The organism is Thalassospira sp. MCCC 1A02898, from assembly GCF_001618185.1.
GTDB lineage: Bacteria > Pseudomonadota > Alphaproteobacteria > Rhodospirillales > Thalassospiraceae > Thalassospira > Thalassospira tepidiphila.
Map to the genome: position 1 here is coordinate 476,432 of NZ_LPXK01000009.1, position 18,686 is coordinate 495,117.

Sequence of the window (18,686 nt, forward strand, 5' to 3'; positions counted from 1 at the left end):
ACTGACGAATGACTGCTCAACCCAGTGTACGTAACCTGTCAATTGATGGTGACCGCCTTTGGGATAGCCTGATGGAGATGGCCAAGATCGGCAAAACCGCAAAGGACGGCGTTTGCCGTCTGGCGCTGACCGATCTTGACCGTGAAAGCCGTGATCTGTTCATCGACTGGTGCAAGGCAGAGGGCTGCTCGATCCGGATCGACAAGATGGGCAATATCTTTGCCCGCCGCGAAGGCCGTAATCCCGATTTGCCGCCCGTAGTGATGGGAAGCCACCTTGATAGCCAGCCCACAGGTGGCAAGTATGACGGTGTTTACGGGGTGCTGTCGGGTCTTGAAGTGATCCGCACGCTCAATGAAGCCAAATACGAAACCGAAGCGCCGCTTGAGGTCGTTTGCTGGACGAACGAGGAAGGCTCGCGCTTTGCCCCGGCCATGGTGGCATCTGGCGTCTTTGCCAAGGTGTTTGACCTTGAATACGGTCATTCCCGTGCGGATGTTGATGGCAAAACCATGGGCGAGGAGTTGGAGCGGATCGGCTATATGGGCCCGGACGAGGCGACCATTGATGCCCATCCGATGGGGGCCTATTTCGAAGCCCACATCGAACAGGGCCCGATCCTTGAAGATGAAGGCAAGGATATCGGCATTGTCACCGATGCCCAGGGCCAGCGTTGGTATGAAATCAAGTTCACTGGTGTCGAAGCCCATGCCGGCCCGACCCCGATGAAGACGCGTAAGGATGCATTGCTTGGTGCGGCGCGCGTGGTTGATCTGGTCAACAAGATCGGTCTGGATCGCTCCCCGCTTGCCTGTGCGACGGTCGGTATGATGCAAATCCATCCAAACTCGCGCAACGTCATCCCGGGCGAGGTGTTCTTTACCGTCGATTTCCGCCATCCCGATGATGCGGTTCTGGCCGATATGGACAAGGCATTGCGCGAAGGTGTGGAAAAGATTGCCAAGGAGATCGGTCTTCAGACCGAGCTTGAGCAGATTTTTTATTACGCACCGGTGCCGTTCGATAAATCCTGTGTCGATGCGGTGCGCATGGGGGCCGAACTTGGCGGGTTCTCTGCGCGTGAAATCGTCTCGGGCGCTGGGCATGATGCCTGTTATCTCGCGCAAGTCTGCCCGACCGCGATGATTTTCATCCCGTGTGTTGATGGCATTTCCCATAACGAGATCGAAGAAGTGCATAAACACTGGTCGGATGCCGGTGGTCAGGTTCTTCTGCATGCGGTTCTGGCCAAGGCCGATGAAACCGTGATGCAAAAATAGGTCCCGCCATTTCAAGGTGACCAACACAAAGCAGGGCGCATATAACGCCCTGCTTTTTTATTGTGGCAGCACGTCGCTGTTAACTCGCCCCTTCGGAAAACTCATAAAGGTGGTTTTGCGTCCAGCGCGTAAGCGTCAGGTCAGTTGTAAGATTTCGATCAGCAGATTGGTATCTTTGACATGATGCATGGCCCGCTAAGATGTGTTTATTCTCTGAGTTATTGGATCGCATAGGGAGCCGATATGGATAAGCATACGCCTTGGGTTACAGTTATAGCTCTTTATAGCTTTGCAGCATTTCTTGGAGGGGTGTTGGCCAGTATCTTCCTGGTTGCTGTGGGAGCCGTTGATATCTCTGGCATGGGCGTAGTGGATATCACTTTGAGAGATGTTGCTGCTCCAACTATCAGCGCGCTTGGTATCGTTGTAACTGCTCTCATTGCGGCAAAGGGATGGGAATTGCAGAGAAAGGACAAGCGGGCCGAAGGGGAATTGCGCATCAGAGAGCGCAGAAATGCTGCGAAAGTTGATAGAATGAGGCTTGCGCATATTCTAAGTGAAATAACGGCAGGCTGCAAAATATACATCGAAGAGTTGCTTGATTTTGCCGAGAACTTTCCCGATGAGTTGCCAATAACGGACAGGTATATCCCAGTGTTTTCAATGCCAGAAACCGTTATCGATAAGATTATCGCTGTTGCAGCAAAGCAAGAGGAGCCATTGCTTTCTGCTCTGGGTGAGCTGTCGCATGTCATGCAAATGAAGCAGGCCAGAAGTATTGTATACCAGGAAACGCTCGGTAAGGGTGGGACGAGAGGGGTGAAGGTAATTCTTAATGGGAAGGCAGGCGGAGACCAGATTGCGGATTTCACTCACAAAGAGATGTATGAGGCCCTTGTGATTTATTCTCGGTGCTTGGTTTTGTTCGAGCCTGCAAGATATTTCAGAGACGAACCATACACAGGGAAGGTCGAGCCAGACTTTGAAGACTTTGAGAACTCGATGAAGTTGTCTGGTGTCGCATTTTATCGGCCTGCTTGCGAGGCAGTTCTAAAACAATTAGCGAAAAGGTCACGTGTCGAACTTTAACATGCTGGGAGGTATCACTTGCCATTCCAGAAGAAAGTCCCGCATTTGTTCGTCTGTTTCTGGGCAGCCTTGTGGGGATCGGCTAACAACGGCAAGAGGTTTGTGGAAAAGGGACTGTCTCTTTTTTTCACTTTTTACCTTTTTTCTTTTTTTTGTAGCAGCGGCAGGCAGTGGTTAACTCGCCCCTTCGGACACATCAAGAAGATGGTTCTCGGTCCACTGATCAAGCGTTCCGTCTTCGGCAAGCTGTTCGATCAGGATATTCAGGTTTCTGACATGGCCCATGCAGGGGCTTTTGCGTGAAAACATGAAATGGACTTTGTTGCTGTCAATCGGTGGTTCGACCACGATGATCTCGTCGATCAGATTATCGCGATAGATATTGGTCAGCCCGTCAAAGCGTCCCAGCATCACATAATCGACCCGCCCATTCAGCAGGACGTCAAAGATGCGATTGCCAGTGGGGGAAAAAATCATGTTCAGCCGTTGCTCGGCAAAGCGGTCGATATAATCGCCATAACTGCCACCTTGCGGACGCGCACCATCATACCCGATCAGGTCACTTAGCTCGACAACCGGAAAACGATTGTCGTTGCGTTGAAATACCATGATGTCGTCATTGGCAAATGGCACACTGTAAAAGTGGACCTGATCGCGCTCGTGGGTGAAATAGGCCCCGGCAATCACATCGAGTTCGCCATTGCTGAGCATCTGAATGGCGCGTGTCCAGGGAATGTCGAGATTGAGGTCGAGCTGCAAGTCGTTGCGTTTGGCGTATTCCTGCAAAATGTCGATTGCAAGCCCGGTCTGTTGGCCATCATCACGGATATAGGTGATCGGCTCCCAACCGTCTGCGCCGCCAACCGACAGCTTCCTGCAATTGCTGGCAGGCGGGGTATTTTGTGTCTGGGCTAAAATTGCGTTTTCGGCAGCTGCCGGGAATGTCATCAGGGACTCAGATCCGCCGATCAGGACAGCGGAAATACAGCCACAAACAGCGCGAAGTGATGGTCCGATACACACCATTATTGTCTGCAAACATCGTGATTATCAGGAATAACTAAAATTGGTCCCGCGATAATCCGATACAACTATACAGAAGTGGTGACGTCGGCCGCAGTCAGGTCCCCAAACGGGGGATCAGGCGAGGCCAACACCCTTCAATATGATGCGCACGACATTTTCCTTGGCCTCGGCAAACTGCGCGTCGGTCAGTGGCTTGTCATTGTTGAAAATCTCGATCTGGCGGCCAAAGTCGGCATAGTGCTGGGTGGTGGCAAAGATCATGTACATCAGGGTGTAGGGTTCGACATCATCCATCTTGCCCTCGTCAATCCAGCCCCGAATGACCTCCACACGGCTATCAAGCCAGTTTTTCACCGTGGTCGAGATATATTCCGACGAGAATTTGGCGCCACGGATGATTTCATGTGCCCAAAGCCGTGAGCCGTATGGACGCACGCGCGACAAATCCATCTTGGCCTCGATATAACCGCGCAGAATGAAGGCGGGGTCGGCACTGTTATCGAATGTCATTGCCGCTTCGAGCCAGTGGTCGCAAACATCTTCCATGATGCGGCGATAAAGGGCCTCTTTGGTGCTGAAATAATAATGCACATTGGCCTTTGGAACATTGGCGATTTCGGCAATCCGCGCGGTGGTCGCCCCCTTGAACCCGAAATCGGCAAAGACCCGTTCGGCAGCGGCCAGAATCTGTTCTTCGTTTTCCTGTCGGATCGCGGCCTTGTGTGCGCCGTTTACTGCGGGTTTTGTGCTCATTTTTGTGTCCCGTTTCGCGCCGATTTTGATGGATCTCAATCGTGCTGTCTAAATCGCGTCATTTATCTTGACCGTTTGGTCAGGTTAAAATAACCTCTACTGCAAATATCAAAAAGAAACTTTTTATGCGCGTCGTTCCAAGCCATGGTCAAGAGTCGGTTTTGTCCGAAATATCGAACAGTACCGATGAAAGATAAACACAAAATAGACGCCGTAAATAAAAATCAGGGTCGCCGAAATGGTGTTTGACAGTCGAATATTCGAAACAGTTCCGCGGTGGTATTAAAGCGCTAGTGCGTGGGCATGTCTCATGCTAACGACGTTTGTGTGCCCGCAACAGGTCGGGCCGTCCCGGGAAACGAATGTGCGACATTTTGGTCATTTGGCCAGATACCTTTTCGCGAAAACGGGATGAAGAATATCAGATGCCGGTGCACGGTGGCCCGCCACCGAACCGGTCGAGGGAAGAACTTGAAAAGGTACGGGAGACCTTTTGATGACAGCCACCACGAAAATTAGCCGTCCGAACGATCTTTCGGCGTTCTGGATGCCCTTTACTGCCAACCGTCAGTTCAAGCAGACCCCGCGTATGCTGGTGTCGGCCGATGGCATGTATTACAAAACCGACGATAACCGCGACATCCTTGATGGCACCGCAGGCCTTTGGTGCTGCAACGCCGGTCACAAGCGTCCGAAAATCGTCGAAGCGGTCAAGGCACAGATGGACGAACTGGATTATGCCCCGGCATTCCAGATGGGCCATCCCAAGGCGTTCGAACTGGCCAGCCGTCTGGCACAGTTGATGCCGGGCAATCTCAACCACGTTTTCTATACCAACTCCGGTTCTGAGTCGGTTGAAACCGCGCTTAAAATCGCACTGGCCTATCATCGTGCACGCGGCGATGGACAGCGGACCCGCCTGATCGGTCGCGAACGTGGCTATCACGGTGTGAACTTCGGCGGTATTTCTGTCGGTGGTATTTCGGGTAACCGCAAGACCTTTGGCCAGATGCTGGGCGGTGTCGACCATATGCGTCACACTTACCTGCCGGACGAAAACGGTGTTACCCGCGGTATGCCCGAACATGGCGCATACCTTGCCGAAGATCTGGAACGCATTTGCGCGCTGCATGATCCGTCGACCATTGCGGCCGTCATTGTCGAACCGGTTGCAGGCTCCACCGGTGTTCTGATCCCGCCGAAGGGCTATCTGGAACGCCTGCGCGAGATCTGCACCAAGCATGGCATCTTGTTGATCTTTGATGAGGTCATCACCGGTTTCGGTCGTCTTGGCGCACCGTTTGCGGTTGATTACTTTGGTGTTCAGCCGGATCTGGTCACGACCGCCAAGGGCTTGACCAACGGCACCATCCCGATGGGTGCGGTGTTTGCCACCGACGAAATCCATGATGCCTTCATGACCGGCCCGGAAAACATGATCGAGCTGTTCCATGGCTACACCTATTCGGGCAACCCGGTTGCCTGTGCGGCCGCCATGGCAACGCTTGAGACCTATGAAGAAGAAGGTCTGTATTCCAAGGGCAAGGAACTTGGCCAGTATTGGGAAGATGCGGTGCATAGCCTGATCGACCTGCCGCTGGTCAAGGATGTTCGTAACCTTGGCCTGATCGGTGCGATCGAGCTGGAGCCGATTGAAGGCTTCCCGACCAAGCGTGCGTTCAATGCCTTCCTGAAGGCATTTGAGAAGGGCATCCTGATCCGCACCACGGGTGATATCATTGCGCTGTCGCCGCCGCTGATCCTGGAAAAATCACACATTGATCAGCTGTTCGGCACCTTGCGCGAAGTGCTTAAAGAGATCGACTAGAATTACGATTTTCGTTCCCTGCCTGCGCAAACGGGCAGGGGACACCCGGCTTGCAGAACCACCAAAAACAAACGGGTCTGCAACGCCACGGAGGAAACATCTGTTTCGCGATTTTTCTGATCGCGTCCCGTCTGGGAACGAACCCGCAAAAAAACAAACAGGGTTCATGGGGCGCGTTCGGGCATAAGTCCGTCAGACCACAAAAGTGGCAAGGACATAAAAATATCAGATCAAGGAGGTATCTCGGATGTCAAAGCTGAGAGGTGGCCTGATTCAAATGAGCCTTAAGGGTTCAACCGATCAGTCCCCCGAAGAAATCCGCAAGGCCATGATCGACGCACACCTGCCCTATATCGAAGAGGCGGGCAAAAAAGGTGTGCAGGTTCTGTGCTTTCAGGAAGTATTCACCCAGCCCTATTTCTGTCCGAGCCAGGACAAGAAATGGTACGCGGCCGCAGAAAAAATCCCTGATGGCCCGACCACACAGCTGATGTGTGAGTTGGCCGCCAAATACAAAATGGTGATCGTTGTTCCGATCTATGAGGAAGACATCACCGGTGTTTATTACAACACCGCTGCCGTGATTGACGCCGACGGTACCTATCTTGGCAAATACCGCAAAACCCACATCCCGCATGTCGCCGGTTTCTGGGAAAAATTCTTCTTCAAGCCGGGCGTATCGAACTGGCCGGTCTTTGATACCCAGTATTGCAAACTTGGCGTTTATATCTGTTATGACCGCCACTTCCCGGAAGGTTGGCGTGCGCTCGCGCTTAATGGCGCGGAATATATCGTCAACCCGTCGGCGACCGTTGCCGGGGTGTCGGAATATATCTGGAAACTCGAACAGCCGGCGTCGGCTGTCGCCAATGGGTGCTTTATCGGCGCGATCAACCGGGTCGGCCGCGAACAGCCATGGGATATTGGCGAGTTTTACGGCCAAAGCTATTTCGTCAATCCACGCGGCGAAATCGAAGCACAGGCATCGCGCGATAATGACGAATTGCTGGTCCATGACATGGATATGTCGATGGTGCGCGAAATTCGCGACAACTGGCAATTCTTCCGCGACCGTCGCCCGTCGACCTATACCCGTCTGACGGACGGGAACTGATTTCATGATACCGGCGAGCGGTCAAAGCGCTGCTCGCTGTTTTGCCTTGATCGACAGGTGGGGTATCATTCCCCGTTCCCGGCAACGACCGGGCAAAGGCTTTATGCGTTTGATCAATGTCGACAAGGTTCAGGGCAACGTCCCTGAGGGAGGCTTCCATCGACTGTGCCAAAAGAGACGCTTTTGGTTCTGAGAGAGACATACGATCAGGGGAAACCCCATGACGCTAAAACAAGTCGTCAATAATGTTGCTGAGATGCCCGCATCGAAAAAAGCAGTTGTTGATATCAAGAAACTGTCGCTGACCTTCCAGACGGCAGATGGTCCCGTTTACGCCCTTTCTGATGTCGATCTGACCATCGAGGAAGGCGATTTTGTTTCCTTTATCGGCCCGTCGGGTTGCGGCAAAACGACACTTTTGCGCGTGATTGCCGACCTTGAACAAGCCACCGGCGGCGAGATTTCGATCAATGGTGTGACGCCACACGAAGCGCGTGAAAAGCGTGCTTATGGCTATGTGTTTCAGGCACCGGCACTTTTGCCGTGGCGTTCGATCGAACGCAACGTGACCTTGCCGCTCGAAATCATGGAAATCTCCAAGGAAGAGCGCGTCAAGCGCGCCCAGGAGGCCCTGAAACTGGTCGAGCTCAATGGTTTTGAAAAGAAATTCCCATGGCAGCTGTCAGGCGGCATGCAGCAACGCGCATCAATCGCGCGTGCCCTGTCGTTCGACGCCGACCTGTTGCTGATGGACGAACCGTTTGGTGCGCTTGATGAAATCGTGCGCGATCACCTGAATGAACAGCTGTTGAAATTGTGGGCGCGCACCAACAAGACGGTGGCGTTCGTCACCCACTCCATCCCCGAGGCGGTGTATCTGTCGTCCAAGATTGTCGTGATGTCACCCCGTCCGGGGCGGATCATTGACGTGATCGAAACCGACTTCCCGAAAGACCGCACACTTGATATCCGCGAAACGCCGGAATTTCTCGAGATTGCGCATCGGGTGCGGGAAGGGCTGCGTGCGGGGCACAGCAATGACGAGTAATACTGCTGCCATGACCGGGGCCGTTCGCGGACCATCGACCTGGACGCGCATGATGTCTGGCCAGACCGGGCCGGTCTGCGTTGTTCTGATCGCCCTTCTTGTTCTGTGGTATGTCGGGGCGGTTTTCATGAACGCGCCGACCCAGATTGACCGTTACAACCGTGCTGACCAGACCTGGACCGCAGGCCAGTTGATCGAAGATACCCTTGCGCAAGATCGCCCGATCCTGCCCGCCCCGCATCAGGTGGCGGTCGAGATGTATCACACCATCTTTGCCATCAAGATCACGTCCAAACGCTCGCTGGTGTATCACAGCTGGGTAACGCTTTCTTCGACCCTTCTTGGGTTTGGGATTGGTACGTTGCTTGGTGTGTTGCTGGCGGTTGGCATTGTTCATGTCATGACGCTTGAAAAAAGCCTGATGCCGTGGGTGATTTCATCGCAAACCATTCCGATCCTTGCCATCGCGCCGATGATCATCGTTGTTCTGGGCGCCATCGGGATCAAGGGGCTGGTGCCAAAGGCGGTCATTTCGACCTATTTGTGCTTCTTCCCGGTCACGATCAGCATGGTCAAGGGCCTGCGTTCCCCGCAGGTGATCCAGCTTGATCTGATGCGGACCTATAATGCCTCGAAATGGCAGACCTTCTGGCAGCTTCGTTTGCCGTCCGCCATGCCATATCTGTTTGCCAGCCTGAAGGTTGCGATTGCGATCAGTCTGGTCGGTGCCATCGTTGGTGAATTGCCGACCGGTGCGCAGGCGGGGCTTGGCGCACGTTTGCTGGCGGGCTCCTATTACGGACAGACCATTCAAATCTGGTCGGCCCTTCTGACCGCGGCGTTTGTGGCCGCCATCCTTGTGGTGATCGTCGGCTGGTGTGAACGCAGGGTTCTTGTGCGGATGGGGGTGAAGTCATGACCTGGGCGAAATTGGACAAGTTCTGTCTCGTCGCGGCGATTGCGGCCTTGCTGGCCCTGATTTTCCCGTTGGCCGGTGTGGATGGGGATACCGGCAAACAGGTTGCCTTTGTCGGGGATATTCCCGGTCTTGCCGTTGCCATGGCGCTCTGTGTGATTGCCGGGTCGGCCTTTACCTGGCTTGGTGTCGGATCCGTCACCGCCGGCATGGTCATTCTGGCAATTGCGGTATTTGGCTGCTGGCAGGCGATCAGTGTTCTGTATGATTACGGTGTTGCCGGTTATGCCGGGCCGGGGTTCTGGTTGTTCATCGCCTCGCTTTGGGCGTTTGTCTGGCGCGGGATTGATGTGATTGCCAACTTCCACAGCCTTGATCGCACCAAACAGCATCTGGCGAACTTTGTCGTGCCGGTGGCCTTTGGTGTGTGGCTCCTGTTTGTCTGGGAAGTTGTCGTTTCGGGCTTTGGCGTGCCACAGGTTCTGTTGCCGCCGCCCAGCATGATTGGCGAACGTTTCGTCAATTCCACCGACATTCTGGCAGCCGACTTCCACCAGACCTTTGTGAAGGCGGTGCTAAGTGGCTATGTCATGGGCTGTGGTTCGGCCTTTATCGTGGCGATTGCGGTCGACCGTGTGCCGTTCCTCAAACGTGGTCTTTTGCCGCTGGGCAATATGGTCTCGGCCCTGCCGATCATCGGGGTCGCACCGATCATGGTGATGTGGTTTGGCTTTGACTGGCAATCCAAGGCGGCCGTGATCGTGATCATGACCTTCTTCCCGATGCTGGTGAATACCGTGACCGGGTTGAATGCCGCCGGAAAGCTTGAAAAGGATCTGATGGCGACATACGCGTCGGGCTATTGGTCAACGCTGTTTCGTCTGCGTTTGCCGGCTGCCATGCCGTTTGTTTTCAACGCACTTAAAATCAATTCCACGCTTGCGCTGATTGGCGCAATCGTCGCCGAATTTTTCGGCACCCCGATTGTTGGTATGGGCTTCCGCATCTCGACCGAGGTCGGGCGGATGAATATCGACATGGTCTGGGCGGAAATTGCATTGGCGGCCCTTGCGGGGACCGCCTTCTACGGAGCCGTGGCTTATATTGAGAGAAAAGCAACGTCATGGCATCCGTCATTCCGGGTACGTCGCCATTAAAGGCATAAAACAAGACGACCCGTCGGGAGGACTTGACTACAACCTGAGGAGACATCGACGAATGAATAAGTTTATTTCGACTGCTATGGGGTTGAGTTTCGGGTTGGCATCGTTTTCGGCGATGGCAGCAGACGAGGTAACCCTGCAGCTTAAATGGGTCACGCAGGCCCAGTTTGCAGGCTACTATGTGGCACTCGATAAAGGTTTCTACGAAGAAGCCGATCTTGATGTGACCATTAATCCGGGTGGTCCGGACGTTGCCCCGCCGCAGGTGATTGCCGGTGGTGGTGCGGATGTGATCATTGACTGGATGCCATCCGCCCTTGCATCGCGCGAAAAGGGTGTGCCGCTGGTGAACATCGCACAGCCGTTTGCCAAATCGGGCATGATGCTGACCTGCCTGAAGGAAACCGGCATTGAAAGCCCGGATGACTTCCCGGGTCGTACCCTTGGTGTCTGGTTCTTTGGTAACGAATATCCGTTCCTGAGCTGGATGTCGAAACTCGGCATTCCGACCGATGGCGGTGAAAATGGTGTGACCGTGCTTAAGCAGGGCTTCAACGTTGATCCGCTGATCCAGAAGCAGGCCGATTGCGTCTCAACCATGACCTATAACGAATACTGGCAGGTGATTGATGCCGGTATTCCGGCTGATGACCTCAAGGTCTTCAAATACGAAGACCAGGGTGTCGCAACCCTTGAAGACGGTCTTTATGTTCTTGAAGACAACCTTTCGGACCCGGCATTCGTCGACAAAATGTCGCGCTTTGTTGCAGCCAGCATGAAGGGCTGGAACTGGGCCAAGGAAAACCCGGAAGACGCCGCGATGATCGTTCTTGATAACGACATGACCGGTGCCCAGACCGAAAAACATCAGGTCCGCATGATGACCGAAATCGCCAAACTGCTTGGTGATTCTGCGGTTCTCGACGAGGCAGCCTATCAGCGTACCGTTGACAGCCTGCTTTCAGGTGGTTCAGATCCGGTGATCACCAAGGAACCGGAAGGTGCCTGGACCCACGCCGTGACCGACAAGATGTAATCTTCCATCTTGTGACTTTTATCCGTCCGGCGGAGTTTTGGCTTCGCCGGACGGGATGACTTCCAGGACTATGACGATCGATTGAATAGAGATTGAATACCCTCGGGGGTGTTTGGAGATAACGGGCGAAATGCCGGGATGGCCCGCAACTTTTCGCCGCAGAGACAGACAAGGAGCCACCCATGTCCATGGTTATTCGTGGCGGAACCATCGTTACCGCCGACCTGACCTACAAATCCGATATTCTGATCGAAGACGGCAAGATTGCCGCCATCGGGGACAACCTGACCGGGGACAAGGTGATCGAGGCCGACGGCTGCTATGTGATGCCCGGCGGGATTGATCCGCATACCCATATGGAGATGCCCTTTATGGGCACCTATTCCGAAGACGATTTCGAAAGCGGCACCAAGGCCGCCGTTGCCGGTGGCACGACCATGGTTGTCGATTTCTGCCTGCCGGCGCCGAACCAGTCGCTGCTCGAAGCGCTGCAAGCCTGGGATAACAAATCCTCCAAGGCGGTATGTGACTATTCCTTCCACATGGCCGTCACCTGGTGGAGCGAGCAGGTCTTTGATGAAATGAAGACCATCGTTCAGGAAAAGGGCATCAACACCTTCAAGCACTTCATGGCCTACAAGGGTGCCTTGATGGTCGATGATGACGAAATGTTCGCATCCTTCTCGCGCTGTTCGGAACTGGGCGCGATGCCGCTGGTGCATGCTGAAAACGGTGACGTGGTCGCCACCCTTCAGCAGAAATTGCTGGCCGAAGGCAATAACGGGCCAGAGGCACACGCCTATTCACGTCCTGTGGATGTCGAGGGTGAGGCGTGTAACCGTGCGATCATGATTGCCGATATGGCCAATGTGCCGCTTTATATCGTGCATGTATCCTGCGAACCGGCCCACGAAGCCATCCGTCGTGCGCGTGCCAACGGCAAACGCGTGTTTGGCGAACCGTTGATCCAGCACCTTATTCTTGATGACAGCGAATATAAAAACGCCGATTGGGATCACGCCGCACGTCGCGTCATGTCCCCGCCGTTCCGCAGCAAGGAACATCAGGATGGCCTGTGGAATGGTCTGGCATCGGGCAGCCTGCAGGTTGTCGCCACCGACCACTGTGCGTTCACGACCGAACAGAAACGCATGGGCGTTGGCGACTTCACCAAGATCCCGAACGGCACCGGCGGTCTTGAAGACCGTATGCCGCTTCTCTGGACCTATGGCGTTGGCACCGGTCGTCTGACCCCGAACGAGTTTGTGGCCGTGACCTCGACCAACATTGCCAAGATCCTCAACATCTACCCGCGCAAGGGGGCGATCCTTGTCGGGGCCGATGCCGACCTTGTGGTCTGGGATCCGAAGGCGTCGAAAACCATCACCGCCAAACACCAGCAGTCGGCGATTGACTACAACGTGTTTGAAGGCATCGAGGTTACCGGCCTTCCGCGCTACACGCTCAGCCGCGGCCGTATTGCGGCTGAAGAAGGTGTGGTTCTTGCCAAATGCGGCGACGGCGAATTCATCGCCCGCGAACCGTATCCGGCCGTCAACAAGGCGCTTTCCAAATGGAAAGAAATCACCTCGCCGCGCAAGGTTGAACGCAGCGGTATTCCAGCTGGCGTCTAAGCCAACCGAGCACGATCGATTAAAAAACGGGGCAGTCATTGGCTGCCCCGTTTTGCATTTGCGTATTGTGACCGGCGCTTTACGACGGGCTGAACAGTTTGAGCATCACGATCCCGGAAAGGATCAGCGCAATCGCGACCAACCGTCCCGGGTTGGCCGGTTCACCGACCATGATGATGCCAAAGATCACCGCACCCGCCGCACCGATGCCGGTCCAGATCGCATAGGCCGTTCCGATCGGGATGGTGCGCATGGCAATCGAAAGTAGCCAGAAACTGGCAGCGATTGCGGCAATGGTCAGGGCACTTGGGATGGGCTTGGTGAAGCCTTCGGTGTATTTCAGGCCAATCGCCCAGCAAATTTCGAGAAATCCGGCAATAACCAACGCTGTCCAGGCCATGGGGGCCTCCTGTCTTGCGGGGCCGTCCCCATTGATCGGATCAGGAATACCGGTCGTCCGGTATCAAGGCGGAAGTCGCAAAGTCTTTAATCACTCTAAATCAATGCCCGTAGGGCGACAATGCAAAAATGACGCAGTGCAGCATTAGGGCGCGGCTTTAGAAAACGCGTTCGTGACAAGACGACAGATGCAACGGTTGGCGCGCTGGATTATGATGACGGCATCTGATTATTCGCCCCCTTCAAAGGTTTGGTCTTATCGTGAACACGCCCCAATCCCAACATGTCCCAACCCTTGGCCTTGTTCTGGCCGGGGGCGAAGCGCGACGCATGGGCGGGAACAAGGCGTTTCGTGAGGTCGGGGGTAAAAGCCTGATCGGGCGGGTGATCGATGTTGCCCAAGCCCAATGCGATCAGGTGATGATTTCATCAAATGCCGGAGCAGAGGCGTTCGCGGATTATGGCCTACCAGTTGTGGCGGATCATCCGAAGCCGGGGCAGGGGCCGCTGGGGGGTATTTTGGGTGGCTTGAAAGCGCTGCCCGATGGCATTGACTGGCTGGTGACCTTCCCGGTCGATTGCCCGATTGTGCCGCTTGATATGGTGGGGCGCTTGCGGGCCGCAGCCGAGGATGCCGGGGCGAAGGCGGCCTTTGCCAGCCATGCAGACCGCGACCATTACCTCTCCAGCATCTGGCACCGCGACGCCGCCCCGGTGATTGCCGACCTGCTGGCGTCCGATGATCGAAGGGTGCGCGGGCCATTGCAGGCGCTGGAAGCACCGCGGGTGGTGTTTGAAGATCAGGTTTCCGGGTTGGAACCGTTTACCAACGTCAATACGCCGGATGACCTTCGTACGGTCAATGTTGCGTTGGAGAAGCAAGTTGCATTGACTAAGAGCTAGGATGGGCTTCTCGGTAGGCATTAACAGCCTTCGTCAAAACCTTGTTCGACATAAATGCGCTGAGCAATTGCATCGATTGGAATTGGTTTTCCAAGTTGCCGTGTAGGCGTGCGGCCGACACTTTGACTTCAGGCGAGGCATCTTCGTCAACTGTCAAATCTACAAGATAGTCCATACCGTCGCGATAATTCATTAGAGGATATGGCCATGACTCTCTCTCGAACTTGAGCAGGAGTTTAGTCGTGGCGCTCTCGTTCAGAAATACGGTGCAGATAACGTATTTTATTAAGGCGTACTTGAGGGCGAACAATACTGGTGCCGTCAGCAGTACCGTAAATATCAGCCAAAACTCCGAGTTATGCTCACTCAGGAATTCCGCAATTAGATAGTCGACAAATATACTTGCAACGACAAATGCAGCTCTAATAGACCAGAAGCCCATGGTAGCAATACCTCCTACTGAGGCTAGCTTGGCTTAACACAACTTGTGATGCAACACAGAGCTGTGAGGTCTATTGTTCAACCGCACAGGCCCGCCACGGCTGCCACGGCTCGTAATTCTTGAAGAACTCAGACAGGAAATGATCAACGCGTTCGCGGTTGATCGCACGGTCTTTGGGCGACAGGTCCTTGTCGAACTGGCCGCAGTTTTTTTCGACCGCATCCCCAATGGTTTTCCAGTCGACATCTTCGTTATGGCCGGGCATGCCGGTCGCAATGGCGCACCAGCCAACGGCTTCGGCCTTGTCATCGACTGTGCGGGCTTCTTCGGCAAGGTAAGCGGCCGCGCGCATTTCACCGTGTTGGGCAGCACGGCGCAAATATGTCAGGCGGTCGACATCGCTTTTGGCAAAGCGGTTGGCAAGAAGCGTTGCCGCACGCGGATCGCCAAGTTCCCACGCCTGTTTAAGATGGGCTTCGGCCTGTGCCGCATCGCCGCGATCAAGCGCATCTAGGGCCAGCCACAGCATCGCCTGGGTGTTGTTCTTTTGGGCGGCGGCAATATAAAGACCGCGAATTTTGTCTTTGTCACCGCCCATGGCTTCAAGACGCCTAGCCATGACAACGCTGGCATTTGGATTGTTGTTGTCTGATGCCTGTTCCATCAGGGCCCAGCCGGCATCTTCGTTGGCAGTAACACCAACGCCATTGATGGTCTGGCAGGATAGAAGATATTGCGCGGTGGCATCGCCGCTTTTGGCAAGTGGTGCGAGTATATCGGCCGACTTTTCAAACTCCCCATGGCGATAGGCAGAAATGCCGTCATCAAGGGCCGAGGACGCCGCAGCACCGGTGGCAAAAAGGCCGCTCATGGCCAGTGCCGTTACGGCAGCACAGCCAAGAGCGGAAGCAGTCCGGCGGAGGGAGGATGACAGGCGCATGGGAAAGTTACCTTTGCCCGCAAAATACCGGGCGATCAGATATGAAAAAATCAAAAGGGATGAACAATGTCCGGGACGGTCGGGGGCGAATAAATCACCCCCGACACCCCCAGTAGTGTAGCCCGAATTACTGGGCTGCACGCCATTCCGCGATCAGATCGTCATATTTGACGGTCTCACCCTGCGGTTTTTCGTTGGCAAGCGGCGGTTTCGGTGCGCCCGGCTGGTCGAACCAGTACTGGGCATCACGTTCTTCGTTCAGCTTCGGTGCACATTCGCCACCGATGCCTGCACGTTCCAGACGCTGCAGAACGCTGTCCATGGCAGACGCAAGGTTGTCCATGGCTTCCTGCGGGGTCCGTTCGCCGGTTACAGCTTCGGCAACGTTCTGCCACCAGAGCTGCGCCAGTTTCGGATAATCCGGAACGTTGGTACCGGTCGGCGACCACTGAACACGGGCCGGCGAACGATAGAACTCGACCAGACCACCCCAGTTCGGAGCGATATCGGTCATTTCCTGGGTATCCAGGTCAGACTGACGGATCGGTGTCAGACCGGTGAGGGTCTTTTTCAGCGATACGGTTTTCGAGGTGGTGAACTGTGCATAGAGCCATGCAGCTTTGCGGCGCTCAACCGGGGTGGACTTCATCAGAGTCCAGGAACCCACGTCCTGATAACCAAGCTTCATGCCTTCTTCCCAGTACGGGCCGTGCGGCGACGGGGCCATACGCCATTTCGGCGTGCCGTCTTCGTTCACAACCGGAGTACCTTTTTTCGCCATGTCGGCGGTAAAGGCGGTGTACCAGAAGATCTGCTGTGCGATCTGGCCCTGTGCCGGAACCGGACCAGCTTCACCAAAGGTCATGCCGGCTGCTTCTGGCGGGGCATAAGCCTTGAGCCAGTCGATGTATTTGGTCAGGGCATAAACCGCTGCCGGGCCGTTTGCGGCACCGCCACGGGTCACACTTGAACCAGCAGGCGAGCAACCTTCAACACGGATACCCCATTCGTCGACCGGAAGGCCGTTCGGGATGCCCTTGTCGCCAGCGCCAGCCATGGAAAGCCACGCATCGGTGAAGCGCCAACCCAGTGACGGGTCTTTTTTGCCGTAATCCATGTGGCCATAGACTTTCTGGCCATCGATTTCACCAACGTCATTGGTGAAGAATTCGGCGATGTCCTGATAAGCCGACCAGTTGACCGGAACGCCCAGGTCATAGCCGTACTTGTCTTTGAACTGCTTTTGCAGGTCTTCACGCTGGAACCAGTCATAACGGAACCAGTAAAGGTTCGCGAACTGCTGGTCAGGAAGCTGATAGAGCTTGCCATCCGGACCGGTGGTGAAGGACAGACCGATGAAGTCGTCCAGATCCAGGGTCGGAGAGGTAACGTCCGCACCTTCGCCCGCCATCCAGTCGGTCAGCGGCACAACCGCGTCATAACGCGCGTGGGTCCCGATCAGGTCCGAGTCATTGATATAGGCGTCATAGATGTTGCGGTTCGACTGCATTTGGGTCTGCAGTTTTTCGATGACATCGCCTTCGCCGATCAGGTCATGGGTCAGGTTGATCCCGGTGATTTCCGAGAAGGCCTTTGCCAGGACCTTGGACTCATATTCGTGCGTGGTGATGGTTTCAGACACCACGTTGATGTCCATGCCGCGGAACGGTTCAGCTGCTTTGATGAACCATTCCAGTTCGGCCATCTGGGCGTCTTTGCTCAGGCTCGACGGCTGGAACTCGCTGTCGATCCATTTTTTCGCCGCGTCGGTATATTGATCTGCCATGGCCGGGTTCGCCAGCACAGCAAGACCAAGGGCGACTGCAACGGCGCTGCCTTTAACAACGCTTTTGGCACCTTTGGCTTTAACGATCATGTCGTTTTCTCCCTGGTCGTCTTCCTTATTGCTCATCCGGTAAACCCGGTCATCGACGCTGGGGGAAGACGGACAGCCCACCGTGATGAATTCGATCGAAAACGGCACCGCTGCAGGACGCGGTACCGTTTTGGTTGTTAACCCCAGCGCATCACGATGACGAGCCAGACAAGTGCGATGATGGAACCGATCCAAAGGGCGGCATCGGTAAATGCCAGCCAGCCAAGATGGATATAGGCGGCTCCAAGCAAACTGATAAACAGGCGATCACCGCGTGTGGTGGTCAGTGGCAAAAAGCCACGCCGCGGTACGGTTGGTGAAACCGCCTGCCAAATTCCCATCCCGATCAGCATCAAAAAGATGCAGCCAAAGAACGCGGCGGTAATCGGGGTCCAGGCCATCCATGCCATTTTGATATTCCTCCTGTTTTCCGATTACACGCGACCCATCGCGAAACCTTTGGCGATGTAGTTGCGAACGAACCAGATCACCAAGGCGCCCGGGACGATGGTTAAAACACCCGCAGCCGCCAGAACGCCCCAATCAAGGCCCGATGCCGAAACGGTACGGGTCATGGTGGCGGCAATCGGCTTGGCCTCGACCGAGGTCAGCGTGCGCGCCAGCAGAAGTTCCACCCAGCTAAACATAAAGCAGAAGAACGCGGTCACACCGATGCCGGACCGGATCAGCGGCAAGAAGATCGTGGCAAAGAAACGCGGGAACGAATAACCGTCGATATAGGCGGTTTCGTCAATTTCCTTTGGAATGCCCGACATGAAACCTTCGAGGATCCAGACGGCAAGCGGCACGTTAAACAGGCAGTGCGCAAGTGCCACAGCAATATGGGTGTCAAACAGGCCGACACTTGAATACAGCTGGAAGAACGGCAACAGGAACACGGCCGGCGGTGCCATACGGTTGGTCAGAAGCCAGAAGAACAGATGCTTGTCGCCGGTAAAGTTGAACCGCGAAAACGCATAAGCCGCGGGCAGGGCAACCACGAGCGAGATCACCACGTTGATGCCGACATAAATCATCGAGTTGATGTAACCCGTATACCAGGCCGGATCGGTCAGGATGGTGGCATAGTTGGCCAATGTCGGATTGTCCGGGAACAGCGTCATGGCGCCCAGGATTTCCGTATTGGTCTTGATTGACATGTTGAACAGCCAATAGATCGGAACCAACAGGAACAGGATATAAAGAAGAAGTCCGATATGTCGTTTCTGGAACTGCATT

General features: G+C 55.0%; 18 protein-coding genes. 10 read left to right on the forward strand and 8 right to left on the reverse strand.

Features of this window, described 5'->3' with window-relative positions:
• Positions 1-8: 8 nt before the first annotated feature.
• Both AUQ41_RS08905 and AUQ41_RS08910 read left to right on the forward strand, forming a co-directional pair.
• Positions 9-1,280: a Zn-dependent hydrolase gene (locus AUQ41_RS08905; protein ID WP_063087951.1), complete on the forward strand. Its 1,272-nt coding sequence runs from the start codon at positions 9-11 to the stop codon at positions 1,278-1,280.
• A gap of 243 nt (positions 1,281-1,523) precedes the next feature.
• Positions 1,524-2,369, forward strand: a complete 846-nt coding sequence (locus AUQ41_RS08910; protein WP_063087953.1) for a hypothetical protein — start codon at positions 1,524-1,526, stop codon at positions 2,367-2,369.
• A gap of 174 nt (positions 2,370-2,543) precedes the next feature.
• Here AUQ41_RS08910 and AUQ41_RS08915 read toward each other — a convergent pair whose 3' ends face one another.
• A complete protein-coding gene (locus AUQ41_RS08915) occupies positions 2,544-3,317 on the reverse strand; it encodes an ABC transporter substrate-binding protein (RefSeq protein WP_063088048.1) in 774 nt (257 codons plus the stop codon).
• Positions 3,318-3,509: 192 nt separating this feature from the next.
• Positions 3,510-4,148 carry a TetR/AcrR family transcriptional regulator gene (locus tag AUQ41_RS08920; RefSeq protein WP_008890129.1) on the reverse strand — a complete coding sequence of 213 codons (639 nt, stop codon included), beginning with the start codon at positions 4,146-4,148 and terminating at the stop codon, positions 3,510-3,512.
• Between the two features lie 496 nt (positions 4,149-4,644).
• On the opposite strand from AUQ41_RS08920, the gene AUQ41_RS08925 reads away from it, so the two are divergent.
• The 7 genes from AUQ41_RS08925 to hydA all read left to right on the forward strand — a co-directional run bounded on the left by AUQ41_RS08925 (position 4,645) and on the right by hydA (position 12,887).
• Complete coding sequence (locus tag AUQ41_RS08925) at positions 4,645-5,976, forward strand: aspartate aminotransferase family protein (RefSeq protein WP_008890128.1); 1,332 nt, start codon at positions 4,645-4,647, stop codon at positions 5,974-5,976.
• A gap of 247 nt (positions 5,977-6,223) precedes the next feature.
• Positions 6,224-7,090, forward strand: a complete 867-nt coding sequence (locus AUQ41_RS08930) for a nitrilase-related carbon-nitrogen hydrolase (RefSeq protein ID WP_008890127.1) — start codon at positions 6,224-6,226, stop codon at positions 7,088-7,090.
• Positions 7,091-7,346: 256 nt separating this feature from the next.
• Positions 7,347-8,138 (forward strand): ABC transporter ATP-binding protein, encoded by a 792-nt coding sequence (locus AUQ41_RS08935; protein WP_008890125.1) that lies wholly within the window; start codon positions 7,347-7,349, stop codon positions 8,136-8,138.
• On the forward strand, positions 8,128-9,057 hold the full coding sequence (locus AUQ41_RS08940) for an ABC transporter permease (RefSeq protein WP_063087955.1): 930 nt from the start codon (positions 8,128-8,130) through the stop codon (positions 9,055-9,057). Before AUQ41_RS08935 ends, AUQ41_RS08940 begins: the two co-directional genes overlap by 11 nt.
• A complete protein-coding gene (locus AUQ41_RS08945; protein ID WP_063087957.1) occupies positions 9,054-10,211 on the forward strand; it encodes an ABC transporter permease in 1,158 nt (385 codons plus the stop codon). Before AUQ41_RS08940 ends, AUQ41_RS08945 begins: the two co-directional genes overlap by 4 nt.
• A 61-nt stretch (positions 10,212-10,272) precedes the next feature.
• A complete protein-coding gene (locus tag AUQ41_RS08950) occupies positions 10,273-11,253 on the forward strand; it encodes an ABC transporter substrate-binding protein (RefSeq protein WP_008890122.1) in 981 nt (326 codons plus the stop codon).
• A gap of 182 nt (positions 11,254-11,435) precedes the next feature.
• Positions 11,436-12,887, forward strand: coding sequence for a dihydropyrimidinase (gene hydA, locus AUQ41_RS08955; protein ID WP_008890121.1), 1,452 nt, complete (start codon positions 11,436-11,438; stop codon positions 12,885-12,887).
• 79 nt (positions 12,888-12,966) lie between these two features.
• On the opposite strand, the gene sugE is transcribed toward hydA, so the two are convergent.
• Positions 12,967-13,287 (reverse strand): quaternary ammonium compound efflux SMR transporter SugE, encoded by a 321-nt coding sequence (gene sugE / locus AUQ41_RS08960; protein WP_008890117.1) that lies wholly within the window; start codon positions 13,285-13,287, stop codon positions 12,967-12,969.
• A 260-nt stretch (positions 13,288-13,547) separates the two neighbouring features.
• On the opposite strand from sugE, the gene mobA reads away from it, so the two are divergent.
• On the forward strand, positions 13,548-14,189 hold the full coding sequence (gene mobA / locus AUQ41_RS08965; protein ID WP_063087959.1) for a molybdenum cofactor guanylyltransferase MobA: 642 nt from the start codon (positions 13,548-13,550) through the stop codon (positions 14,187-14,189).
• Here the strand turns inward: mobA and AUQ41_RS08970 are convergent.
• From AUQ41_RS08970 to AUQ41_RS08990, 5 genes are all read right to left on the reverse strand, one after another.
• On the reverse strand, positions 14,179-14,631 hold the full coding sequence (locus AUQ41_RS08970) for a hypothetical protein (RefSeq protein ID WP_063087961.1): 453 nt from the start codon (positions 14,629-14,631) through the stop codon (positions 14,179-14,181). The two genes, mobA and AUQ41_RS08970, sit on opposite strands and share 11 nt — an antisense overlap.
• Positions 14,632-14,701: 70 nt before the next feature.
• Positions 14,702-15,571, reverse strand: coding sequence for a tetratricopeptide repeat protein (locus AUQ41_RS08975; RefSeq protein ID WP_232308344.1), 870 nt, complete (start codon positions 15,569-15,571; stop codon positions 14,702-14,704).
• 127 nt (positions 15,572-15,698) lie between these two features.
• On the reverse strand, positions 15,699-17,447 hold the full coding sequence (locus AUQ41_RS08980) for an ABC transporter substrate-binding protein (protein WP_063088052.1): 1,749 nt from the start codon (positions 17,445-17,447) through the stop codon (positions 15,699-15,701).
• 137 nt (positions 17,448-17,584) lie between these two features.
• Complete coding sequence (locus AUQ41_RS08985) at positions 17,585-17,857, reverse strand: DUF2160 domain-containing protein (protein WP_063087963.1); 273 nt, start codon at positions 17,855-17,857, stop codon at positions 17,585-17,587.
• Positions 17,858-17,881: 24 nt separating this feature from the next.
• Positions 17,882-18,685, reverse strand: a complete 804-nt coding sequence (locus AUQ41_RS08990) for a carbohydrate ABC transporter permease (protein ID WP_008890110.1) — start codon at positions 18,683-18,685, stop codon at positions 17,882-17,884.
• Between the last annotated feature and the right edge of the window lies 1 nt (position 18,686).